This window comes from Gramella sp. MAR_2010_147 (assembly GCF_900105135.1).
In the GTDB taxonomy this organism is placed as follows: domain Bacteria; phylum Bacteroidota; class Bacteroidia; order Flavobacteriales; family Flavobacteriaceae; genus Christiangramia.
Genome location: NZ_LT629741.1, coordinates 1,284,055 through 1,303,607, shown reverse-complemented (window position 1 = coordinate 1,303,607; position 19,553 = coordinate 1,284,055). Strand labels below are relative to the sequence as shown.

Genomic DNA, 19,553 nt, shown 5'->3' with positions numbered 1-19,553 from the left:
TTGATGAATAAAGAATTAAATAAAATTAAGAATCTGGCGGTTTTTTGTGCCAGTAGTGACGGTGATAGCAAACAGATCTTTGATACCGCTTACACTGTGGGTAAAAAAATGGCCGAAGAAGAGATTAGACTGGTGTATGGAGGTAGTAAACTTGGCTTGATGGGACAGGTAGCCAGAGGAGTAATGGACCATGGAGGAAAAACTACGGGAGTGATCCCCGATTTTCTTAAGACGAAAGAAGTGGTACATGAAGATCTGGATAAACTTATTACCACGCAGAATATGCATGAGAGAAAAATGACCATTAATGAGCTTAGTGATGCTTTTTTAGCCTTGCCAGGAGGTTTTGGAACCTTTGAAGAACTCTTTGAGATTGTTACCTGGGCGCAATTAGGATTGCACCGTAAACCTATTGGCTTACTAAATATCAATGGCTTTTATGATGATCTCATAAAGATGCTGAATACAATGACCTCAAATGGGTTTTTAAAAAAGGATAATCTTGAAATTTTGCTGGTTGCAGATAACTTTGAGGATCTTCTGGATGAAATGAGGAATTTTGAGCCTCAACCAGTTCCTAAATGGATGAATAAAAATCAAACTTAGTAATGAAGATAAGGAAGCTTGTCGTTTATAGTAACAATATTGAGTCCCAACTGAAGTTTTATCAGGATAGGTTGGGGTTTGCGGTTATAGATCAATCAGAAGATAGTTTTGAGCTTCAACTTGGCTATTCCGTTTTGAGATTTGAATATAAAGAAGAAGCTACGCCCTATCATATTGCCCTTCATATCCCAGACAGGCAGGAGGAGGAAGCGGTAGCATGGTTGGAAGGAAAACGTACGATTCTTCAGTTTAATGATGATAAAATTATAGATTTCAGCAACTGGCAGGCTATGTCGGTTTATTTTTATGATGAAGATCAAAATATCATGGAATTTATTTCGAGAAGAAATTTTAGTAAACCGAAATCTGCGATTTTTGATTCGTCTGATATTGTTGGAATTGCTGAAATAGGACTTGCCACGAATGATCTTCAGCAGAAATTTGAAAAAATGAAGCTGGATTGTGGATTGAATCAATTTGATGGTGATCTAGAAAAGTTCTGTGCTATTGGAGAGCCTTCAGGACTTATTATTACCATCAACAAGAATGAGAAAGACTGGTTTCCCACAGAGGATAAAGCGTATGCTTCAGATTTTCAACTGGAATTTGAACATCAGTCAAAAACATATCAAATGGATTTCAGCAATGACGAGCTGAAGATTTCAGAAATATAATAGCAACAATTTACATGGACGTCGAAAAGAAAATTCAGGGACTTCGCGAAGAACTTCAGCAGCATAATTACAACTATTATGTGCTGGATACCCCCCAGATTAGCGATTATGATTTCGATATGAAATTGAAGGAACTTCAGGAGCTTGAAGACAAGCATCCGGAGTTTCAGGATGCAAATTCCCCTACCCAGAGAGTAGGGGGTATGATTACAAAGAATTTTGAAACTTTGGTTCATGAAAACAGAATGTATTCCCTTTCTAACGCGTATTCCAAAGAAGAACTGGAAGATTGGGAGACAAGAATTAGGAAGATCGTAGAAGGGAAAGTGCAATTTGTTTGTGAATTAAAATATGATGGAGCTTCTATTAGTCTTACCTATGAAAATGGAATTCTAGAGCGCGCGGTAACTCGTGGTGATGGATTCCAGGGCGATAATGTGACCAATAATGTGAGAACTATAAGGTCTGTTCCTTTAAAGCTTAAAGGAGTTTATCCTGAAAAATTTGACATTCGAGGAGAAATTGTCCTTCCCTATGAGGGATTTGCTAAAATGAATGCAGAGAGAGTTGAGATGGGGGAAGAACCTTATGCAAATCCCAGGAATACGGCTTCGGGAAGTCTGAAATTGCAGGATAGTGCTGAGGTTGCCAAACGTCCGCTGGAATGCCTTTTATATAGTATTACAGGAAATAACACCGGAGTTGGTTCTCAATTTGAAGGGCTCGAAAAAGCCAGAAAGTGGGGTTTTAAAGTGCCGGCAGAATCTGAATTAAAAGATTCTATTACCGAGGTGCTCCAATATGTCAATTATTGGGATGAACATCGTCATGACCTGCCTTACGAAACTGATGGGGTAGTAGTGAAAGTGAACGATTTCCATCAGCAGGAAGAATTAGGGCATACCGCTAAATCGCCACGTTGGGCTATTGCTTATAAATTTAAAGCCGAACAGGAGTCTACCAAATTGAATAAGATCACCTATCAGGTAGGGCGAACAGGAGCAATCACTCCAGTGGCCAATCTAGATGCGGTTCAATTGGCAGGAACCATAGTAAGAAGAGCATCCCTGCATAATGCAGATCAGATTGAAAAGCTCGACGTGCGGGAAGGTGATACCGTTTTTGTTGAAAAAGGCGGAGAAATTATTCCGAAGATCGTAGGGGTAGATTTTACGAAACGCGATCCTGAATCTGAGCCAACTAAATATGCAACTCATTGTCCCGAATGTGAAACTGAATTGGTGAGAAATGAAGGAGAAGCACAGCATTACTGCCCGAATGTAAATGGTTGTCCGCCACAAATAATAGGTCGTATTCAGCATTACATTTCTCGAAAAGCGATGGATATTGAAGGTCTTGGTGGGGAAACCGTAGCACTTCTGGTGAAAGCCGATCTAATAGAAAACTATGCTGATCTTTATACGCTTAAAAAAGAGAATGTTCTCCCTCTGGAAAGAATGGCAGAAAAATCTGCTGACAATCTTATTTCAGGAATTGAAAAATCTAAGGAAATCCCTTTTGAAAGAGTTTTGTTTGCACTGGGCATTCGATATGTAGGAGAAACGGTAGCAAAAAAACTGGCCAAACATTTCAAGAACATAGATGCCTTAATGACCGCTTCAGAGGAGGAACTGGTAAACCTTGATGAAATAGGGGAACGTATAGCCTGGAGTGTGGTAGATTTCTTTAACACAGAGGCTAATCGTGAAAATGTAGAGAGATTGAAAGAATATGGAATTCAGTTAGAGATCTCTGCGGAAAAACTGGCAAATCAAACCAGTATCCTGGAGGGGAATACTTTTGTGATTTCGGGTGTTTTTGAAAAAGTCTCTCGAAATGATCTGAAAAAAATGATCGAGGATAATGGAGGAAAAGTATCGAGTTCAATTTCTTCAAAAACCAATTATCTCGTTGCCGGAGCGAATATGGGACCAAGCAAATTAGCTAAAGCAGAAAAGCTAGGAACCAATATCATCAGTGAAGATGATTTTCTTCAAATGTTAGCCTGATTTTAAAAATGGGAGATTTTGTTCAGAATTTTTTATTAAAAATAATTTCAGGCATTGTGTTGTTTTCAGCTTCATTGGAAGCGCAGGAAATCCCTGAGGGTTTTGTTTATATAGATGAGGTTATTCCGGATATCGTTTATGACATAAGGTATGCCGGAGCGCATAACTTCGTGGGGAAACCAATTAACGGGTATGAAAATGCACAGGCTATTTTAAGTAAACCGGCCGCAAATGCTCTGGCGAAAGTTCAAAAGGAGCTTATTCAGAAAGATTTTATGCTTAAGGTTTTTGATGCTTACAGACCGCAGAGGGCTGTTAATCATTTTATGGAATGGGCCAGGGACAGTGATGATACAATAATGAAGCAGGAATTCTATCCTGAAATCGCTAAAAAAGATCTTTTTCAATTGGGTTACATCGCAACCAAATCTGGTCATTCACGGGGAAGTACGGTGGATCTAACGATGATCAACGTTAGCGACTGTGAGAATGTAGATATGGGTGGAACTTATGATTTCTTTGGAGAAATTTCTCATCATAATACTACTCAAATTTCAGAACAACAGAAGAAGAATCGAGAAATTTTGCGTTTGATCATGCGTAAATATGGATTCAGGTCTTATTCAGAAGAGTGGTGGCATTATACCTATGATATGGAGCCATATCCGGCTACTTATTTTGATTTTCCGGTAAAATAATTTCCAGAAAATTTTCATAAATAGGTATAAGTAATAAATGCCGTCATTCTGAACTTGTTTCAGAATCTCAACTTTTAATCAAAATATTAGATTGAGACCCTGAAACAAGTTCAGGGTGACGAGATGACTATTAGGAAAAATTATAGAGTTGCATTTTTCAGCTTTACAACTGACTTCAATAGTTCCTCAGATTGCTTTCTTAAAAGGGAAAAGGACTCGGAAAAATCGATAAACATTTATAAGAGTATCAATTTATCGCAATTTTCACTCCGTCAGCTTCTATATTATTTTCAGAGTCCAGATAGAAATCAATTCGGCCAAGATAAAGTCCATAACACCCCACCTGATTCACAAGAACTTTTTTCCCGACTTTATTTTTTTCAACGGTAGGTTTTTCCAGGAACGTATGGGTATGTCCTCCAATAATCAGATCGATATTTTTTGTTTCTTTTGCCAGTTTTATGTCAGAGACCTTATTGCTGTTGGAGTATTCATAACCTAAATGAGAAAGGCAGATGACCAGGTCACAATGTTCCTCTTCTTTCAGAATTCTTGACTTATCGGCTGCGATCTCTATAGGATCCAGGTATTTGGTTTCTTTATATAGTTTTTTTCCAACCAGTCCATCTAGTTCAATTCCCAGGCCGAAAACCCCAATTTTCACACCATCTTTTACAAAGGTTTTATAATCTTTTACATGGCCATCCATGACGGTATTACTAAAGTCGTAATTGGAACTTATGAACGAAAACTTAGCATGAGGTAATTGAGCGTAAAGTCCGTCTATTCCATTATCAAAATCATGATTCCCAATGGTTGCTGCATCATATTTTAGCATGCTCATTAATTTAAATTCCAGTTCTCCCCCGTAGAAATTAAAGTAAGGTGTTCCCTGGAAAATATCGCCGGCATCTAAAAGCAATGTGTTTGGATTTTCATTTCTAATTTTTTCAACCAAACTGGCTCTTCTCGCTACACCTCCAAGGTTTGCATTTCTACCAGCTTCAGGTCCAAAAGCCTCAATATGACTATGCACATCGTTAGTGTGTAATATGGTGATATGTTTTTTTCATCTGGCTTAAAAGATAAGGCCGAAACACCTCCAAAACCTATAAATGCTGTGGTTGCCGCCGTATTTCGAATAAATTTTCTTCTTTTCATCATTTAGTTTCTAATATAGCGATCATCTATTTTTGCCTTGATGGTATCTATTTTATTAAAATAATCTATCATGGCATTTCTAATCTTGTAATCTGTACTATGCAAGCTTGCGGGATTCTTAAAAAATCGCATGTTGTCGCCGCCAGTCACAAGGTAATCTGATGTTGCCACATAATAGGTTCTATCGTCTTCTATTTCCTTATTGTTAATTGTTGCCTTTATGATCTTATAATTCCTATTAGCCAGGATTTTAATTCCGCTTACCGGATGTGCGGTCTTAGCCTTTTCCAGGTATTTCAACATTTGTTTGATTTTCTTTGCGGTGAGCTCAGCTACTACGATCTCATTTTCGAAAGGCATGATCTCGTAGGCAGTTCTGGATGTAATATTACCTGAAGGGATTTCAGAACGTATTCCGCCGTGATTGAGCAAAACCATATCAATTTCTTTTCCGGTCCTTCTTTTAAAAACCGGATTTGCCTGCAGGTAAACAGTATCTGCCATTAGGTTGCCAATCGCTGTATTAAGATCACCTTTACTTTTAGATAGCAATTCAGGGTTGTATGCTAAAACTGAATCCAGTGTGGCGTTGAGGTGTTGTTTATAGGGTTTTATAAAATCTGAAATTTCTGAATCGTCATTGAGTGAATTGTCAATCGATATCCGTTCAGAATCGATTTTAGAGATGCTATTTTTCTCAGATTTACAAGAGAAGATGATCGTGGTAAAAACAATCATTAAAAGCCGGTAAAATTTCATAGTAGGAGAATATTGGGCAAATATAAAAACTAATTTTCTTAGGCTTTAAATGTATAGTGCCAGATTAATCTTCTAACGCATCAATGCACTATGAAATATTCAGTGTTTTTTGAGTATAATATAAAAAAATGCTGTAATCCCTGTTTTTGTTAGTGATAATTGAGTGTTTTTTTAGATATATGACAATGAATATCAATTTTTATATATTTACAGACCCATTTCTAAATTATGAAGCCTAAACAGTTTTACATTCTGCTTTGCCTGCCGTTTATTTTTGTAAACCTAATTGCAGTATTTAAGAATTTATTATGGCTGGCTTACTTATGTGAAATCCTGATTTTTATTCCCTTATTGGTCGGTTACTCTGGAAAAATAGATTTTAAGAACCTTAATTTTATTGCTTATTTTGGTTTAAGCTTTCTGGCTATTGTAACAAGGTTTTTTGAAACTGGAGGTGATTCTTACCTGATTTCAATTCTCTTTACAATGATCTCTTATTCTTTCTTAATAAGGGAAGCATTGAAATATACCAGAAGAGAAACTGCAAATAAGTTCATGCTATTTTTCTTTTTTCTTTTAATAAGTGGGAATGCCTATTTCGTTTTTCGGCATTTACAGGAATTAGAAATTCATATGGCAGGAATAATTGAATTTGGAATTTACTCTGTCTATTATATCAATTTATTGGTATTGGTGATTGTGGCACTTATTTACTATTTAAATTCCTATTCCCGCAAATCAGTTTTCTTTATAACACTTGTGATGGCTGTTGTGGTTTGCGATATTTTGAGGGATATGGCTTTATTCTACCTGCCAGATACCAGTGTAGTGCTAATGAAAAGCTTTCTGAGTATCGCTGGGGTCATTCTGGCTTTCCAGTTTTTTATGACTGAAGAGAAAAAGTTAAGGCTTATTAATCTTGTTTAATATAGATCCATTTAACAAAAAGGATAAAGCTGTTAAATTCTAATATACAGACGGGTTTAGACAGCGGGAAACTTCTTTATTCCTTGAGGAAATTATTTACATTTGCGCTACTTAATTAAGACGATGATTTCCGGCCCGATTAAAAATATGATTTATTCTAAGAAGATTAGAAGTGCCTTGAATAATGGCTATTCTTTTTTAAATGGAAATTCGGGAAAAGTTGGTTTGATTATCGATGCCGCGAATGCCGAAGACCTTAAAGGTAAACGCAATCTACAAGAACTTTATAAGCTCATGGGAATTAAAAAGGAATCCCTAAGAATAGTGGTTTGTGAAGCTTCTGTTGAAAATTTGAAAGATATGGATGTTGATATCCTGAATAAAAAGGATGTCTCTGTTTCTGGGAATTTTAAATCTGAGACTATTCAGGCATTTTCTCAGAAAAACTTTGATTTTCTTATCTGTCATTTCTCAAAGAAATGTAACGTTGGATCCCTGTTGGCTGCGGTAACTTCGGCATCTGTCAAAATTGGGAATGCTCCAGATGAATACGGAATATATAATGTTGAGGTCCAAACATCTGAAATTGGTGTTTTTCAACAGGAAGTTTTAAAATATATAGAAATTTTTAAAAGAAATAATTGATGGAAGCCTTTGTTGGAACGGGAGTAGCACTAATTACTCCATTTAAAGAGGATTTAACTGTAGATACAGAAGCTTTGAGCAACCTGGTAAAAGATCAGATTGTGAACGGTATAGAATATCTTGTAGTTTTGGGAACCACTGCAGAAAGTGCGACACTCTCAAAAGATGAAAAGGAATTAATAAAGAAGGTGGTTAAAACAGCAAATGCCGGCAAATTACCTTTAGTTCTTGGCATAGGAGGGAATAATACGGCTGGCGTAGTGGACGAGTTAAAAACTACTGATCTTGACGGTTTTGACGCAATTCTGTCAGTTTCTCCATATTATAATAAACCAACACAAGAAGGAATTTATCGTCATTTTAAAGCAGTGTCTGAAGCTTCACCGTTACCAATTATTCTTTATAATGTTCCTGGTAGGACCGCTTCAAATGTATTGCCTGAAACGATTAATAGAATTGCCAGAGACCTTGAAAATGTTATTGGCGTAAAAGAAGCTGCTGGAGATATAGTTCAGGCGATGAAATTAATAAGTTTAGTTCCTGAAGATTTTAAAGTGATTTCCGGGGACGATATGATCACTCTGCCAATGACGCTTGCCGGAGGGAAAGGAGTGATCTCGGTAATTGGTCAGGGATTGCCAAAAGAATTTTCAAATATGGTAAGAGCGGGACTTAAAGGAGAAGTATCAGAAGCTTATAATTTACATTATAAAATAGCACCTTCTATAGACCTGATTTTTGCTGAAGGAAATCCGGCAGGAATTAAGGCTTTGCTTTCAAAAAAAGGAATGATCAGCAATACTTTAAGACTTCCTCTTGTTGAAGCGACTGAAGCTTTGCAAAATAAGATCAACGATTTTATAGATAATTTCTAGAGTAAAAAAATCTCAAAAGATAAGTCTAACTACAATAAACTCCTGATTATGGGGTTATTTGAGTAGTTCAGGAAAGTTTTTTTTATACTAACAAAAAATGTATTTTTGCCAGATGTTTTTACGTATCATGAAAAAAGGAATTCTTGTTTTGGGGCTGCTGTTTGCTACAGTATCTTGTAGTGAGTACCAAAAGCTACTTAGAAGCGAGGAAACTGCGCCAAAATATTCGACAGCAGAGCAACTGTATAATGAAGGCAAGGAAGAAGATAGTAATAAGAAGCTTAGAAAGGCTTTGAAATTACTGGAGCAGATAGAGCCTGAATTTCGTGGTAAACCTCAGGGAGAAAGACTGGTGTTCTTACTGGCAGATACGTATTACCAACTTGGGGATTATTTTAATGCACCGTTCCAATTTGAAAGATTTCTTCAATTGTATCCAAACAGTCAGAAAGCTGAAGAGGCATCTTTTAAAGCAGCATCATGCTATTTTTATCGTTCACCAAGATATAGTCTTGATCAAACAGATACGCATAAGGCAATTGAAGAGCTTCAGGTTTATTTAAATGCATATCCTGAAGGAGAATTCAATGAAGAAGCCAATAAAATGGCTACAGAGTTACTGGTAAAGCTTGAAAAAAAGGCCTACGAGATCGCCAAGCAATATCACCATACAGAATATTATAAAGCGGCGATAGCTTCCTTTAATAATTTTATTGCAAATTACCCTGGCTCTCCTTTTAGGGAAGCCGCATTTTATTACAGGTTTGATTCAGCTTATAGACTTGCCATTAACAGTTTCGAGGTTTTAATGGAAGATAGATTAATAGAAGCTAAAGAGTTTTACAATTCTTACAAAAAATATTACCCTGAAGGAGAATATACTCCTCAATTGGAAGATTCTCTATTAGAGATAGACAAAAGCTTACAAAATTTTTAATTTTAGGAATGATGGATTTTAAGAAAATTGATGCACCGGTTAACACTACTACTATTAATAGAAATAAAGTAGATGAGCCAACCGGAAATATTTATGAAGCGATCTCAATAGTTGCAAAACGAGCAGGGCAGATCAATGGTGAAATTAAAAAGGAATTGCTGGAGAAGCTTGATGAATTCGCTACTTACAATGATTCTTTAGATGAGATTTTTGAGAACAAGGAGCAAATTGAAGTTTCTAAATTCTATGAAAGATTACCAAAGCCACAATCGCTTGCGACTCAGGAATGGTTAGAAGATAAGATCTACTACCGTAACACCAAAGAAGAGATCGAAGAATAGAACCTGGATTCAAATATGTCTGTACTTAAAGGCAAGAATGTTTTATTAGGGATTACCGGCGGTATTGCCGCCTTTAAAACTGCCGCGTTAGTACGTTTATTTGTAAAAGCTGGTGCCAATGTAAAAGTTGTAATGACACCGGCTGCAAAAGAATTTATCACTCCGCTTACACTTTCCACACTTTCTAAGAACGAAGTGTTCTCTTCATTTACAGATGAAGAAGATGAAAATGCAACCTGGAATAATCACGTTGAACTCGGCCTTTGGGCCGATTTCATGCTTATAGCCCCTGCTACAGCCAGTACACTTTCTAAAATGGCATCGGGAAATAGCGATAATTTTTTACTGGCAACTTACCTTTCTGCTAAATGTCCTGTATTCTTTGCACCGGCGATGGATCTTGATATGTACAAGCATCCATCTACTAAAAATAGCTTTCAGAAACTACAGGAATATGAGAATATCATGATCCCTGCAGGTGAAGGTGAACTCGCCAGTAGTTTGCATGGAGAAGGAAGGATGGCTGAGCCCGAAGAGATCCTCCACTTTATTGAAAATTATTATTCTGAAGACCTGCCATTAAAAGGGAGAAAGATACTTATTACTGCAGGTCCTACATACGAAGCTATAGATCCTGTTCGTTTTATAGGTAATCATTCCAGCGGCAAGATGGGATATGAAATAGCTGAAACGGCTATGAAAATGGGAGCTGCGGTCACCCTAATTTCCGGGCCTACTCATTTGAATACGGACGAGAAAAATATTAATTTAATTAGAGTGACCAGTACAAGAGAAATGTACGAGGCAGCTCTTTCTAATTTTGGAGATACTGATGTTTTTATTTCTGCAGCCGCGGTCGCCGATTATAAACCAAAATATGTTGCAGAAAAGAAGATCAAAAAAAATGACGAATCTCTAAGCTTAGAGTTGACGAAAACCGAAGATATTCTGGCTAGCTTAGGTGCTAAGAAGAAAAATCAGAAGCTAATTGGTTTTGCTTTAGAAACGAACAACGAAGTTGAGAATGCAAGAAAAAAACTTAAAAAGAAGAAACTTGACTTTATTGTTTTAAATTCACTCAACGATAAAGGAGCGGGGTTTAAAAGCGACACGAATAAGATTAGTATTATCTACCCGGATAGGAAAAAGGATTTTGAACTAAAATCCAAGAAAGAAGTCGCCGGGGATATTTTAAGAGAAATCATAGATTTAATTAATGCGTAAACTACTCACATTTATACTGGTTTTTAGTGGGCTGCAGCTAAGTACTGCACAGCAGCTTAATTGTGAGATTATTGTAAATGCTGAACAAACGGGACAAACCAATCTGTCTGTTTTTAAAACTCTGGAGCGTGCCTTAAACGAATTTGTTAATCAAACTACCTGGACAGACAGGAATTTTCAAAATCACGAACGTATTAACTGCAGTATGTTTATTACGATAAACAGTTTTGAAGGGGAAAGTTTTAATGGCACTATACAGGTGCAATCATCACGACCGGTTTACGGGACTTCTATGATCACTCCCGTTTTTAATTTCAATGATGAGCAGTTTGGTTTTAGTTACAGGGAGTATCAGCCCCTTAATTATAGTCAGAATAATTATACATCCAATCTAATTTCAGTAGTTTCATTTTATGTTTATACTATTCTGGGCATGGATGCAGATACTTTTGCGCTGGATGGTGGAACAGAATATTATGAGGAAGCTAATAGAATTGTGACCAATGCACAGCAAGGAAATTCCCAGGGTTGGAGAGGTTCTGACGGGCAACGCTCAAGATTCCGTTTGAATGCTGATCTGCTTGCAAATACCTATGCTGAATATAGAACAGCACTTTACAAATATCATCGTTTAGGCCTGGATGTGATGCATGAAGATGTTCTTTCCGGCAAAAATGCAATTGCTGAAGCTTTAAATGATCTGGAAGTAATGAACAATCGTCGTAATAATTCATTGCTGTTAAGAACTTTTCTTGATGCCAAAGCAGAAGAGGTTACTTCTGTTTATTCTGGTGGTGCACCTATAGAAAATAGCGCAGAGCTTATTGAAACTCTTAATAGTATTGCTCCCAGGTATGCCAGAAACTGGAGGAATATTCAGTAGGCATTTAGGTTGATTTCAATTTTTTTCTCACGTATATTTAGCACAAATTTTAACCAATTTGCTTACATCTCTTTCTATAAAAAATTACGCCCTTATTGAAGATATCAATATTGGTCTTCAGCCTGGATTCACTATTATAACAGGAGAAACCGGTGCCGGTAAGTCCATTATGCTTGGAGCATTAGGACTTTTGTTGGGTGACAGGGCCGATTTCAGTTCCATCAGAAACACCGAAAAGAAATGTGTGATAGAGGGTGCTTTTAGTATCTCAAATTATAAGCTTGAAAACTTTTTTAAAAAAGAAGATCTGGATTACGAGACGCAAAGTATCATTAGAAGAGAGATTCTGCCTTCAGGTAAATCCAGAGCTTTCATAAATGATACTCCGGTTAAGATCACGACCCTTCAAAAATTGGGAACTTTTTTAATTGATATTCATAGTCAGCATGAAACCTTAAGTCTTGGGAATGCTAATTATCAATTTAATGTGATAGATACCATTGCAAAGAACGAATCTTTAATTCTTCAATACAAAAGTGAATTAAAGGATTATAAAGTTCTTTTAAATCGCTTCGATGAGCTCAAAGAGCAGCAATCCCTGGCAGCTAAAGAATATGATTATAATCTTTTTTTGCTGAAGGAACTTGAGGAAGCCAATTTAAAGGGGGGAATGCTTGAGGACCTGGAAGGCCGCTATGAAGAATTGAATAATGTAGAGGAACTAACCGAAAATTTGAGCTCGGCCATTAATTTACTTCAGCAGGAGGAGATTGGGAGCCTGGAGAGTTTAAAAGCTGTAAAGGTCAACCTTTCAAAAATCGCCAAATTTTCAGCTAATTATGAGAATTTCCATGAGAGAATTCAGAGTGTGATAATTGAGCTGGACGATCTTGAAGCTGAAATGACCGATGCAATGGACAGGATAGAGGCAAATCCTGAAGAGTTGGAAATGGTGAATCAAAAACTTCAACTCATATACAATCTTCAGAAAAAGCATAATGCTGAAAATGTAGAAGAACTTCTCGAAATTATCAGTTCGCTTCAGGAAAAAGTTTCGGTTACCGAGAATGCCGAATCGGCTTTAACTGAAATTCAGACTGCCATAAAAGACCAGGAAAAAGTACTGGATAAGACATCAAATAAATTGCATGATAACAGGGAAAAGATCGTTCCTGTTTTTATAGAGCAAACTGAACAGATCCTTAAAGATCTTGGAATGCCTAATGCGAGACTCAACATTGAGTTAGAGCAGGGAACCGATTTTCTCTCGAATGGACGCGATAAACTGGAATGGTATCTTGCGGCGAATAAAGGAGGAAACTTTAAAGAGATCAAAAAAGCAGCTTCCGGAGGAGAATTATCCAGGATCATGCTTGCTGTAAAAAGTATACTTGCAGCCCAAAGCAAATTGCCAACGATTATATTTGATGAGATAGATACGGGGGTATCTGGAGAAATTGCTAAGAAAATGGGGGAGATCCTAAAAAAAATGGGACTTAATATGCAGGTGATCGCGATTACGCATCTCCCTCAAATTGCAGGAAAGGGAGCTTCGCATTTTAAAATATTTAAAGAAGATAATGAAGTCGCTACCCAAACCAAGATCATCCAGCTTGAGGAGGAAGATAGAGTTGAAGAGCTTGCGCTTATGCTTGGGGGCAACACCAAAAGTGATTCGGCCAGGGCGCATGCGAAGTCCTTACTTAATTAATTTTAAGTATATAGACGTTAGTAATTAGATGAGGATATAGAAGTTGAGATATAGTTTTGAAAAATTATCTGTGAATTTTTAACGCAGGATTCAATTCTTTATTTTCCGATAACTGATAACTGATAACTGATAACTGAATTCAATCAACTTTGTTATATTTACAAGCTTAACAACCACAAAAATAAATACACATGTCATATAACCTACTTAAAGGTAAAAGAGGAATTATATTTGGAGCTCTAGATGAAAATTCTATTGCCTGGAAAACAGCTGAAAAAGTCCACGAAGAAGGAGGGACTTTTGTTTTGACCAACGCCCCAATCGCAATGAGAATGGGAAGTATTAAGGATCTTGCTGAAAAGACAGGGTCTGAGATCATTCCAGCTGATGCAACCAAAGTAGAAGACCTTGAAAATCTTGTTGAAAAAGCAACTGAAATCCTTGGAGGAAAGATAGATTTTGTACTTCACTCTATTGGTATGTCTGTAAACGTGAGAAAAGGCAATCATTATACAGATATGAATTATGATTATACGACCAAAGGCTGGGATGTCTCCGCTGTTTCTTTCCATAAAACCATGCAGGTTCTTTATAAGAAAGATGCAATGAATGAGTGGGGAAGTATCGTAGCACTTAGTTATATGGCTGCTCAACGAGTTTTCCCGGACTATAATGATATGGCCGATAATAAGGCATATTTGGAGTCTATTGCTCGTAGTTTTGGGTATTTCTTTGGAAAGGATAAAAAAGTAAGGGTAAATACAATTTCACAATCTCCAACCCCAACCACTGCCGGGCAGGGAGTGAAAGGTTTTGATGGCTTTATAGCTTTCGCAGAAAAAATGTCTCCGCTAGGGAATGCCACTGCAGAAGAATGTGCAAACTATACATTGACCTTATTCTCAGATCTTACAAAGAAGGTTACGCTGCAGAATTTATTTCATGATGGTGGATTCTCCAATACAGGAGTTAGCCAGGAAGTGATGGAAACGTTTACAAAAGACGAAGACTAATTATATAAATTGAGCGGCATTTGTAAATTCTAATTTTCGATGCCTTTTAAGTGTTAAATGGAGCCTGTGGAAGTTTTTTATTTTGGTCGAAAAATAGATTTCCACAGGCTTCTTCTGATTATTTGCCTGCCTACCTTCATCAGATTTTGGCAGTTCCCTTTTTAAATAATTTTCATGCAACCAGAGTATTCCTTTGTAATTCCGGTATATAACCGTCCCGATGAGATCCGGGAGTTGCTGGAAAGTATGCGAAAATTAATTTCCATAAGATCTTTTGAGGTAGTAATTATAGAGGATGGTTCCAGCGTAAGATCTGACAAAATTGTTAGGCAATTTTCTGAAGATCTAAATATCAGTTATTATTATAAGTCTAATTCAGGTCCCGGAGATTCTCGTAATTTCGGGATGAAAAAAGCAAAAGCAGATTATTTCCTCATTCTGGATTCTGATGTGATCCTTCCTGAAAATTATTTGAAGGAAGTTCATAGTTCTCTTTCTGAGAATTATTGCGATTGTTTTGGTGGTCCAGATGCGGCCCATCCTTCTTTCAGCAATATTCAGAAAGCCATAGATTATACGATGACTTCTTTTTTTACTACCGGAGGGATAAGAGGAGACAGGAGGGGTGCGAAAGGTTTTCAGCCCCGTAGCTTTAATATGGGTATAAGCCGGGAAGCTTTTGAAGAAAGCCGTGGATTTGGACAAATTCATCCCGGAGAAGATCCAGACCTTAGTTTGAGGTTAAAAAAATCAGGATTTAAAATATGTCTGATCCCCGAAGCAAAAGTATTTCATAAACGAAGAATTGACTGGGATAAATTCTATATGCAGGTAAAAAAATTCGGTCTTGTAAGGCCTATTTTAAATAAATGGCATCCGGGTTCTGGAAAGATCACTTACTGGTTTCCGGGTTTATTTATAATGGGTTTCATTTTTTCCTGTATCATGGCAAGCCTGGGAATTTGGTTTTTTACAGGGTGTTATTTAATTTATTTTTTAATTATTGGCATAGATGCTGCGATAAAAAATAAAAGTATTTATATTGGGTTGCTAGCAATAAGAGCTGTTTTTGTACAGTTCTCGGGATATGGGTTTGGTTTTTTAATTTCCGCATTCAAAATTGGGATACTAAACCAACGGCCTCAAGAAGCATTCCCTCAATTATTTTTTAAAAAACAGGTAAGTGAGAAAACCAAGATTTAAAAGATCCAGCGTAAAAACATTCAGTTTTTTCCTGATTTTTTCTGCCATAGTGTGGGTACTTGTTCAGTTTTCCAAAACATACACGCAGCTTATTGAAATTCCTGTTAATTATATTAATGCTCCCCTTGATAAGAGTATTTCTGATGAACGCCCTGGGCATGTTGACCTTCAGCTTCAGGATAATGGTTTTAGTATCTATTACTATAAAATATTTAATCCGGAGCTTAGCGTAGATCTTTCTGAAGCCAGGGAAACTGATGATGAGCTGGTGTATACTCTTCAAAATCATCTTACAGAGATAGAGCAGCAATTAAAGATAGATTTTGAAAATTCACGAATCATTCAGGAAGAGATCGTGGTTCCATTTCAATTTAAAAAGGAGAAAATGCTGAAAGTGATCCCTGATATTGAGGTGAACTATGCGATAGGTTTTTCAGCTGATAATTCCGTAAAGCTAACTCCAGATTCGGTTAAAGTAAGTGGGCCTGGAAAAATAATTGACAGCCTTGTAAGTGTACCAACAAAATCTCTAAAGCTGAATAAAGTGAATTCAGACCTTAATGGAACAGTAGATATTGATACATCGGGATTGGGGAAATTGAGCTTTTATGAAAATAGCGTAACATATTCACAGGAAGTTAAAAAGTTCACAGAGGGAAGTGTAGAGATCGCGGTGGAGGTAGTAAATGTCCCGGATAATTTAAACCTTGCATACTTCCCAAAAACGGTGATTGTATATTACCAGGTTAACCTGAAGCAATTTGAGAATGTTAGCGCTGCCGATTTCAGGGTGGTTTGTAATTATCTTGATATAAAAGAAGGCGATGACTACATGATCGCCCAGATCGTTGAAAAACCAAAATTCATCAATAACATCAGGTTAAATGAACGTAGGATTCAATTTGTGATCAAACGATGAAAGTAATTGGCTTAACAGGAGGGATTGGAAGTGGCAAGACAACGGTTGCCAGTTTTTTCAAGGACTTTAATATTCCTGTCTATATTGCCGATGAAGCCGGGAAAAACCTTATGAATACTTCTTCTGAAATTCGGCAAAAAATTATTGACCTTTTTGGAGAACAGTCTTATAACAAAGATTTACCAAACAGGAAATTGATAGCTTCAAAAGTCTTTAATGATAAAGATCTTCTTTCCAAACTTAATCAAATTATACATCCCGCCGTTGAAAAAGATTTTAAAGAATGGCTATATAAACAATCTTCAGAATATGTGATATACGAAGCGGCCATATTATTTGAAACTGGGGGGTACAAGAAATGTGATTATAATATTCTGGTGACCGCACCCGAGGAGTTAAGAATCCAAAGACTGCAAAAGAGGGATGATAGCTCTGTAAGTGAAATCAAGCAGCGGATGAACAACCAATGGGATGATGAAAAAAAATCTCAAATGGCAGATTTCATAATATATAATAGGGAATTGAAGCAAACAAAACTGCAGGTTGAACATATACACGACAAAATCTTAAAAGCAGGCAAAAATTGCTAGAAGTTTTGTTAACATTTGGTTAAACACTTTAAGGTCTAAATGTTAAAATATTACTTTTGACCGCATGAATAAGAAGCTTTTTGTCCTTCTGGTTGCTCTTATGAGTTTATCCCTAATCGGTATTATTTTCGTGCAGGGATACTGGATTAAAAGTACAATTGACGATCGTGAAGAGCAGTTTTCTTTTAATGCAAAGCAGGTTTTGCTGAATGTTTCTGAGGAGATCCAAAACAAAGAATTTGAGAACTATTATTTTCAGTTCAAAAATCCAGACAGTCTTAATAGTAAGTTGAGTGATAGGACTTTAACCGAGTATTTTTATAGTAATAGAAATCAAAGCAGGAACGAAACTTATTTTAATACCGAGATTATTCTGGAAGAGGATTATAAGATTTCTTCCGGTTTTTTGCAGTTTGCACAGGACAGTATCCAGTTTACCAAAATGATCAATAAAAGGGTTACTGATATTGTAAGAAATAATCAGATAGACGGAGACAATTTAAGTGCCAGGCAGCGAATAGAACATATTGAACGTCTTTCGAGGATGGAAGAGGTTGAGAAAGATATTTTACGATCGGCAATTTCAGAATTGGTTGTAAGGCTACCGGTACATAAAAGAGTTTCTGAAGGGACAATCAATGAGCTTATTTCTGAAGGGCTGGAAGGTAGAAATCTGGAAACAGCTTTTGAATTTGGAGTGTACAATAACTCCATAGCCACAAATCTACATTCTGAAAATTTTAGTCTGGATCATCCTGCGACCTATGCAGTGCCTTTGTTCATGGATAGACAGGGGAACAGTGAATACCAATTATTAGTGAATTTCACGAATAAGAAAGAAGCAGTTCTATCTTCAGTAATTTTAATGGCATCGTTGTCTATTATTTTTACTCTTATTATTGTGATTGCATATTCCAGTGCGCTTTCACAGCTTATTAAGCAAAGGCAGATATCTCAGATTAAAACTGATTTTATTAATAATATGACTCATGAGTTTAAAACACCTATTGCTACGATCAACCTGGCTTTAGATGCTATTAAAAACCCTAAGGTTATAGAAGATCGGTCAAAAGTTTCCCGTTACCTTCAAATGATCAGGGATGAAAATAAACGGATGCACGCCCAGGTGGAGAACGTATTGCGTATTTCTAAACTGGAAAAGAATGAACTGGATCTTAAAAAGGAAAGGCATCAGCTACATGATGTGATCTATGATGCAATTACTCATATCGAGTTAATTGTGGAAGATCGGGGCGGATATATACAAACACATTTTGGAGCATTGCGATCATCGGTTCTGGCAAATCAGGATCATTTTACCAACGTGATCGTAAATATCCTTGATAACGCAATAAAATATTCAGAAGAAGCTCCGAAAATAGACATTTACACCACGAATGTAAAAAATTATATTATTTGTGAAATTAGGGACCAGGGAGTTGGGATGACGAAACTGGTTCAGAAAAAAATATTTGAAAAATTTTATCGCGAACATACCGGTGATATTCATAATGTAAAAGGTCATGGACTTGGCCTGGCATATGCACGCCAGATCGTAGACGACCACCATGGTGAAATCTCGGTGAATAGCGAAAAAGGAAAAGGGAGTACCTTTATAATTAAACTACCACTAATATCTTAAATATATGGAAACTGAAAACAAGAAGATTTTATTAGTTGAGGATGATCCAAATTTTGGAACGGTCCTTAAAGATTACCTCGCAATGAACGATTATGAGGTAACACATGCAAAGAACGGAATGGAAGGATTTGAAAAGTTTAAAAAAGACGATTTTGATCTTTGTATTCTGGATGTAATGATGCCTTATAAAGACGGATTCACCCTTGCAAAGGAGATACGTGATAAGAATGAAGAAGTGCCAATTATCTTTCTTACTGCAAAAGCAATGAAAGAAGATGTGTTGAAAGGATATAAAGTTGGGGCAGATGACTACCTGAACAAACCTTTTGATAGTGAAGTTCTTTTAATGAAGATCAAAGCTATTATGCAGCGTAAAGCTACAGATAGCGTAGCAGATTCTAAACAATTTGAATTTGAAATTGGTGATTTTCACCTGAATTCAAAATTGAGATTTCTTACTTTTAGAGATGAAGAACCGCAAAAACTCTCTCCTAAAGAGAACGAACTATTAAGATTACTGGCGTTGCATGAGAACGATCTTATGCCAAGAGAACTGGCGCTTACTAAGATATGGAGAGACGACAACTACTTCACTTCAAGAAGTATGGATGTTTATATTGCCAAGCTTAGAAAATATCTGAAAAAAGACGAAAATGTGGAGATACTGAATATCCACGGTGAAGGTTTTAGACTTGTTGTTAAAAACAAAGAGGAGACTGAAGCATAATAAATTTTC

At 36.6% G+C, this 19,553-nt stretch carries 19 protein-coding genes and 1 pseudogene; 18 read left to right on the top strand and 2 right to left on the bottom strand.

The genetic code is table 11. The annotated features are described in order from the left end of the window. Nucleotides 1-3: 3 nt before the first annotated feature. Genes BLT95_RS05895 through BLT95_RS05880 form a run of 4 tightly spaced genes read left to right on the top strand, consistent with a single transcriptional unit; the run spans nucleotide 4 to nucleotide 3,987 of the window. On the top strand, nucleotides 4-606 hold the full coding sequence (locus tag BLT95_RS05895) for a TIGR00730 family Rossman fold protein (protein ID WP_172822571.1): 603 nt from the start codon (nucleotides 4-6) through the stop codon (nucleotides 604-606). A 2-nt stretch (nucleotides 607-608) separates the two neighbouring features. Beyond that, nucleotides 609-1,280, top strand: a complete 672-nt coding sequence (locus BLT95_RS05890) for a glyoxalase (RefSeq protein ID WP_089665197.1) — start codon at nucleotides 609-611, stop codon at nucleotides 1,278-1,280. A gap of 14 nt (nucleotides 1,281-1,294) precedes the next feature. Continuing rightward, nucleotides 1,295-3,289, top strand: a complete 1,995-nt coding sequence (gene ligA, locus BLT95_RS05885; protein WP_089665196.1) for an NAD-dependent DNA ligase LigA — start codon at nucleotides 1,295-1,297, stop codon at nucleotides 3,287-3,289. Between the two features lie 8 nt (nucleotides 3,290-3,297). Continuing rightward, a complete protein-coding gene (locus BLT95_RS05880) occupies nucleotides 3,298-3,987 on the top strand; it encodes a M15 family metallopeptidase (protein ID WP_089665195.1) in 690 nt (229 codons plus the stop codon). Nucleotides 3,988-4,234: 247 nt separating this feature from the next. On the opposite strand, the pseudogene BLT95_RS05875 reads toward BLT95_RS05880, so the two are convergent. After that, nucleotides 4,235-5,148 (bottom strand): annotated as a pseudogene (locus BLT95_RS05875) (metallophosphatase). A 3-nt stretch (nucleotides 5,149-5,151) separates the two neighbouring features. Then, on the bottom strand, nucleotides 5,152-5,907 hold the full coding sequence (locus tag BLT95_RS05870; RefSeq protein ID WP_089665194.1) for a 5'-nucleotidase: 756 nt from the start codon (nucleotides 5,905-5,907) through the stop codon (nucleotides 5,152-5,154). Between the two features lie 228 nt (nucleotides 5,908-6,135). Here BLT95_RS05870 and BLT95_RS05865 point away from each other — a divergent pair, with 228 nt between their 5' ends. From BLT95_RS05865 to BLT95_RS05795, 14 genes are all read left to right on the top strand, one after another. Beyond that, on the top strand, nucleotides 6,136-6,834 hold the full coding sequence (locus BLT95_RS05865; protein WP_089665193.1) for a hypothetical protein: 699 nt from the start codon (nucleotides 6,136-6,138) through the stop codon (nucleotides 6,832-6,834). A gap of 147 nt (nucleotides 6,835-6,981) precedes the next feature. Further along, the gene (locus tag BLT95_RS05860; protein WP_157718023.1) at nucleotides 6,982-7,479 is read left to right on the top strand and encodes a hypothetical protein; all 498 of its coding nucleotides are present in this window, start codon (nucleotides 6,982-6,984) and stop codon (nucleotides 7,477-7,479) included. Beyond that, on the top strand, nucleotides 7,479-8,354 hold the full coding sequence (gene dapA, locus BLT95_RS05855; RefSeq protein ID WP_089665191.1) for a 4-hydroxy-tetrahydrodipicolinate synthase: 876 nt from the start codon (nucleotides 7,479-7,481) through the stop codon (nucleotides 8,352-8,354). Before BLT95_RS05860 ends, dapA begins: the two co-directional genes overlap by 1 nt. A 127-nt stretch (nucleotides 8,355-8,481) precedes the next feature. Beyond that, the gene (gene bamD, locus BLT95_RS05850; protein WP_231896417.1) at nucleotides 8,482-9,291 is read left to right on the top strand and encodes an outer membrane protein assembly factor BamD; all 810 of its coding nucleotides are present in this window, start codon (nucleotides 8,482-8,484) and stop codon (nucleotides 9,289-9,291) included. Between the two features lie 11 nt (nucleotides 9,292-9,302). Then, nucleotides 9,303-9,632 (top strand): DNA-directed RNA polymerase subunit omega, encoded by a 330-nt coding sequence (locus BLT95_RS05845; RefSeq protein ID WP_089666858.1) that lies wholly within the window; start codon nucleotides 9,303-9,305, stop codon nucleotides 9,630-9,632. A gap of 15 nt (nucleotides 9,633-9,647) precedes the next feature. After that, entirely contained in the window at nucleotides 9,648-10,856 is a 1,209-nt protein-coding gene (gene coaBC / locus BLT95_RS05840; RefSeq protein ID WP_089665189.1) for a bifunctional phosphopantothenoylcysteine decarboxylase/phosphopantothenate--cysteine ligase CoaBC, read from the top strand. Beyond that, nucleotides 10,849-11,739, top strand: coding sequence for a DUF4835 family protein (locus BLT95_RS05835; protein WP_089665188.1), 891 nt, complete (start codon nucleotides 10,849-10,851; stop codon nucleotides 11,737-11,739). Before coaBC ends, BLT95_RS05835 begins: the two co-directional genes overlap by 8 nt. 58 nt (nucleotides 11,740-11,797) lie before the next feature. Next, nucleotides 11,798-13,450 (top strand): DNA repair protein RecN, encoded by a 1,653-nt coding sequence (gene recN / locus BLT95_RS05830; protein ID WP_089665187.1) that lies wholly within the window; start codon nucleotides 11,798-11,800, stop codon nucleotides 13,448-13,450. Between the two features lie 191 nt (nucleotides 13,451-13,641). Continuing rightward, on the top strand, nucleotides 13,642-14,463 hold the full coding sequence (locus BLT95_RS05825; RefSeq protein ID WP_089665186.1) for an SDR family oxidoreductase: 822 nt from the start codon (nucleotides 13,642-13,644) through the stop codon (nucleotides 14,461-14,463). A gap of 174 nt (nucleotides 14,464-14,637) precedes the next feature. Then, on the top strand, nucleotides 14,638-15,666 hold the full coding sequence (locus BLT95_RS05815) for a glycosyltransferase (RefSeq protein WP_089665184.1): 1,029 nt from the start codon (nucleotides 14,638-14,640) through the stop codon (nucleotides 15,664-15,666). After that, a complete protein-coding gene (locus BLT95_RS05810) occupies nucleotides 15,647-16,585 on the top strand; it encodes a hypothetical protein (RefSeq protein ID WP_089665183.1) in 939 nt (312 codons plus the stop codon). Before BLT95_RS05815 ends, BLT95_RS05810 begins: the two co-directional genes overlap by 20 nt. Continuing rightward, nucleotides 16,582-17,175, top strand: a complete 594-nt coding sequence (gene coaE, locus BLT95_RS05805) for a dephospho-CoA kinase (RefSeq protein ID WP_089665182.1) — start codon at nucleotides 16,582-16,584, stop codon at nucleotides 17,173-17,175. The genes BLT95_RS05810 and coaE overlap by 4 nt, the downstream gene beginning before the upstream one ends. Nucleotides 17,176-17,239: 64 nt before the next feature. Further along, nucleotides 17,240-18,817, top strand: a complete 1,578-nt coding sequence (locus BLT95_RS05800) for a HAMP domain-containing sensor histidine kinase (protein ID WP_089665181.1) — start codon at nucleotides 17,240-17,242, stop codon at nucleotides 18,815-18,817. Nucleotides 18,818-18,821: 4 nt separating this feature from the next. Next, complete coding sequence (locus tag BLT95_RS05795) at nucleotides 18,822-19,544, top strand: response regulator transcription factor (RefSeq protein WP_089665180.1); 723 nt, start codon at nucleotides 18,822-18,824, stop codon at nucleotides 19,542-19,544. Nucleotides 19,545-19,553: the final 9 nt, after the last annotated feature.

What these genes read in the sequence shown, in the direction of transcription:
- BLT95_RS05895 (WP_172822571.1), top strand. Translation starts at nt 4, where the DNA reads ATGAATAAAGAATTAAATAAAATTAAGAATCTGGCGGTTTTTTGTGCC.
- BLT95_RS05890 (WP_089665197.1), top strand. Translation starts at nt 609, where the DNA reads ATGAAGATAAGGAAGCTTGTCGTTTATAGTAACAATATTGAGTCCCAA.
- ligA (WP_089665196.1), top strand. Translation starts at nt 1,295, where the DNA reads ATGGACGTCGAAAAGAAAATTCAGGGACTTCGCGAAGAACTTCAGCAG.
- BLT95_RS05880 (WP_089665195.1), top strand. Translation starts at nt 3,298, where the DNA reads ATGGGAGATTTTGTTCAGAATTTTTTATTAAAAATAATTTCAGGCATT.
- BLT95_RS05870 (WP_089665194.1), bottom strand. Translation starts at nt 5,907, where the DNA reads ATGAAATTTTACCGGCTTTTAATGATTGTTTTTACCACGATCATCTTC.
- BLT95_RS05865 (WP_089665193.1), top strand. Translation starts at nt 6,136, where the DNA reads ATGAAGCCTAAACAGTTTTACATTCTGCTTTGCCTGCCGTTTATTTTT.
- BLT95_RS05860 (WP_157718023.1), top strand. Translation starts at nt 6,982, where the DNA reads ATGATTTATTCTAAGAAGATTAGAAGTGCCTTGAATAATGGCTATTCT.
- dapA (WP_089665191.1), top strand. Translation starts at nt 7,479, where the DNA reads ATGGAAGCCTTTGTTGGAACGGGAGTAGCACTAATTACTCCATTTAAA.
- bamD (WP_231896417.1), top strand. Translation starts at nt 8,482, where the DNA reads ATGAAAAAAGGAATTCTTGTTTTGGGGCTGCTGTTTGCTACAGTATCT.
- BLT95_RS05845 (WP_089666858.1), top strand. Translation starts at nt 9,303, where the DNA reads ATGGATTTTAAGAAAATTGATGCACCGGTTAACACTACTACTATTAAT.
- coaBC (WP_089665189.1), top strand. Translation starts at nt 9,648, where the DNA reads ATGTCTGTACTTAAAGGCAAGAATGTTTTATTAGGGATTACCGGCGGT.
- BLT95_RS05835 (WP_089665188.1), top strand. Translation starts at nt 10,849, where the DNA reads ATGCGTAAACTACTCACATTTATACTGGTTTTTAGTGGGCTGCAGCTA.
- BLT95_RS05825 (WP_089665186.1), top strand. Translation starts at nt 13,642, where the DNA reads ATGTCATATAACCTACTTAAAGGTAAAAGAGGAATTATATTTGGAGCT.
- BLT95_RS05815 (WP_089665184.1), top strand. Translation starts at nt 14,638, where the DNA reads ATGCAACCAGAGTATTCCTTTGTAATTCCGGTATATAACCGTCCCGAT.
- coaE (WP_089665182.1), top strand. Translation starts at nt 16,582, where the DNA reads ATGAAAGTAATTGGCTTAACAGGAGGGATTGGAAGTGGCAAGACAACG.
- BLT95_RS05800 (WP_089665181.1), top strand. Translation starts at nt 17,240, where the DNA reads ATGAATAAGAAGCTTTTTGTCCTTCTGGTTGCTCTTATGAGTTTATCC.
- BLT95_RS05795 (WP_089665180.1), top strand. Translation starts at nt 18,822, where the DNA reads ATGGAAACTGAAAACAAGAAGATTTTATTAGTTGAGGATGATCCAAAT.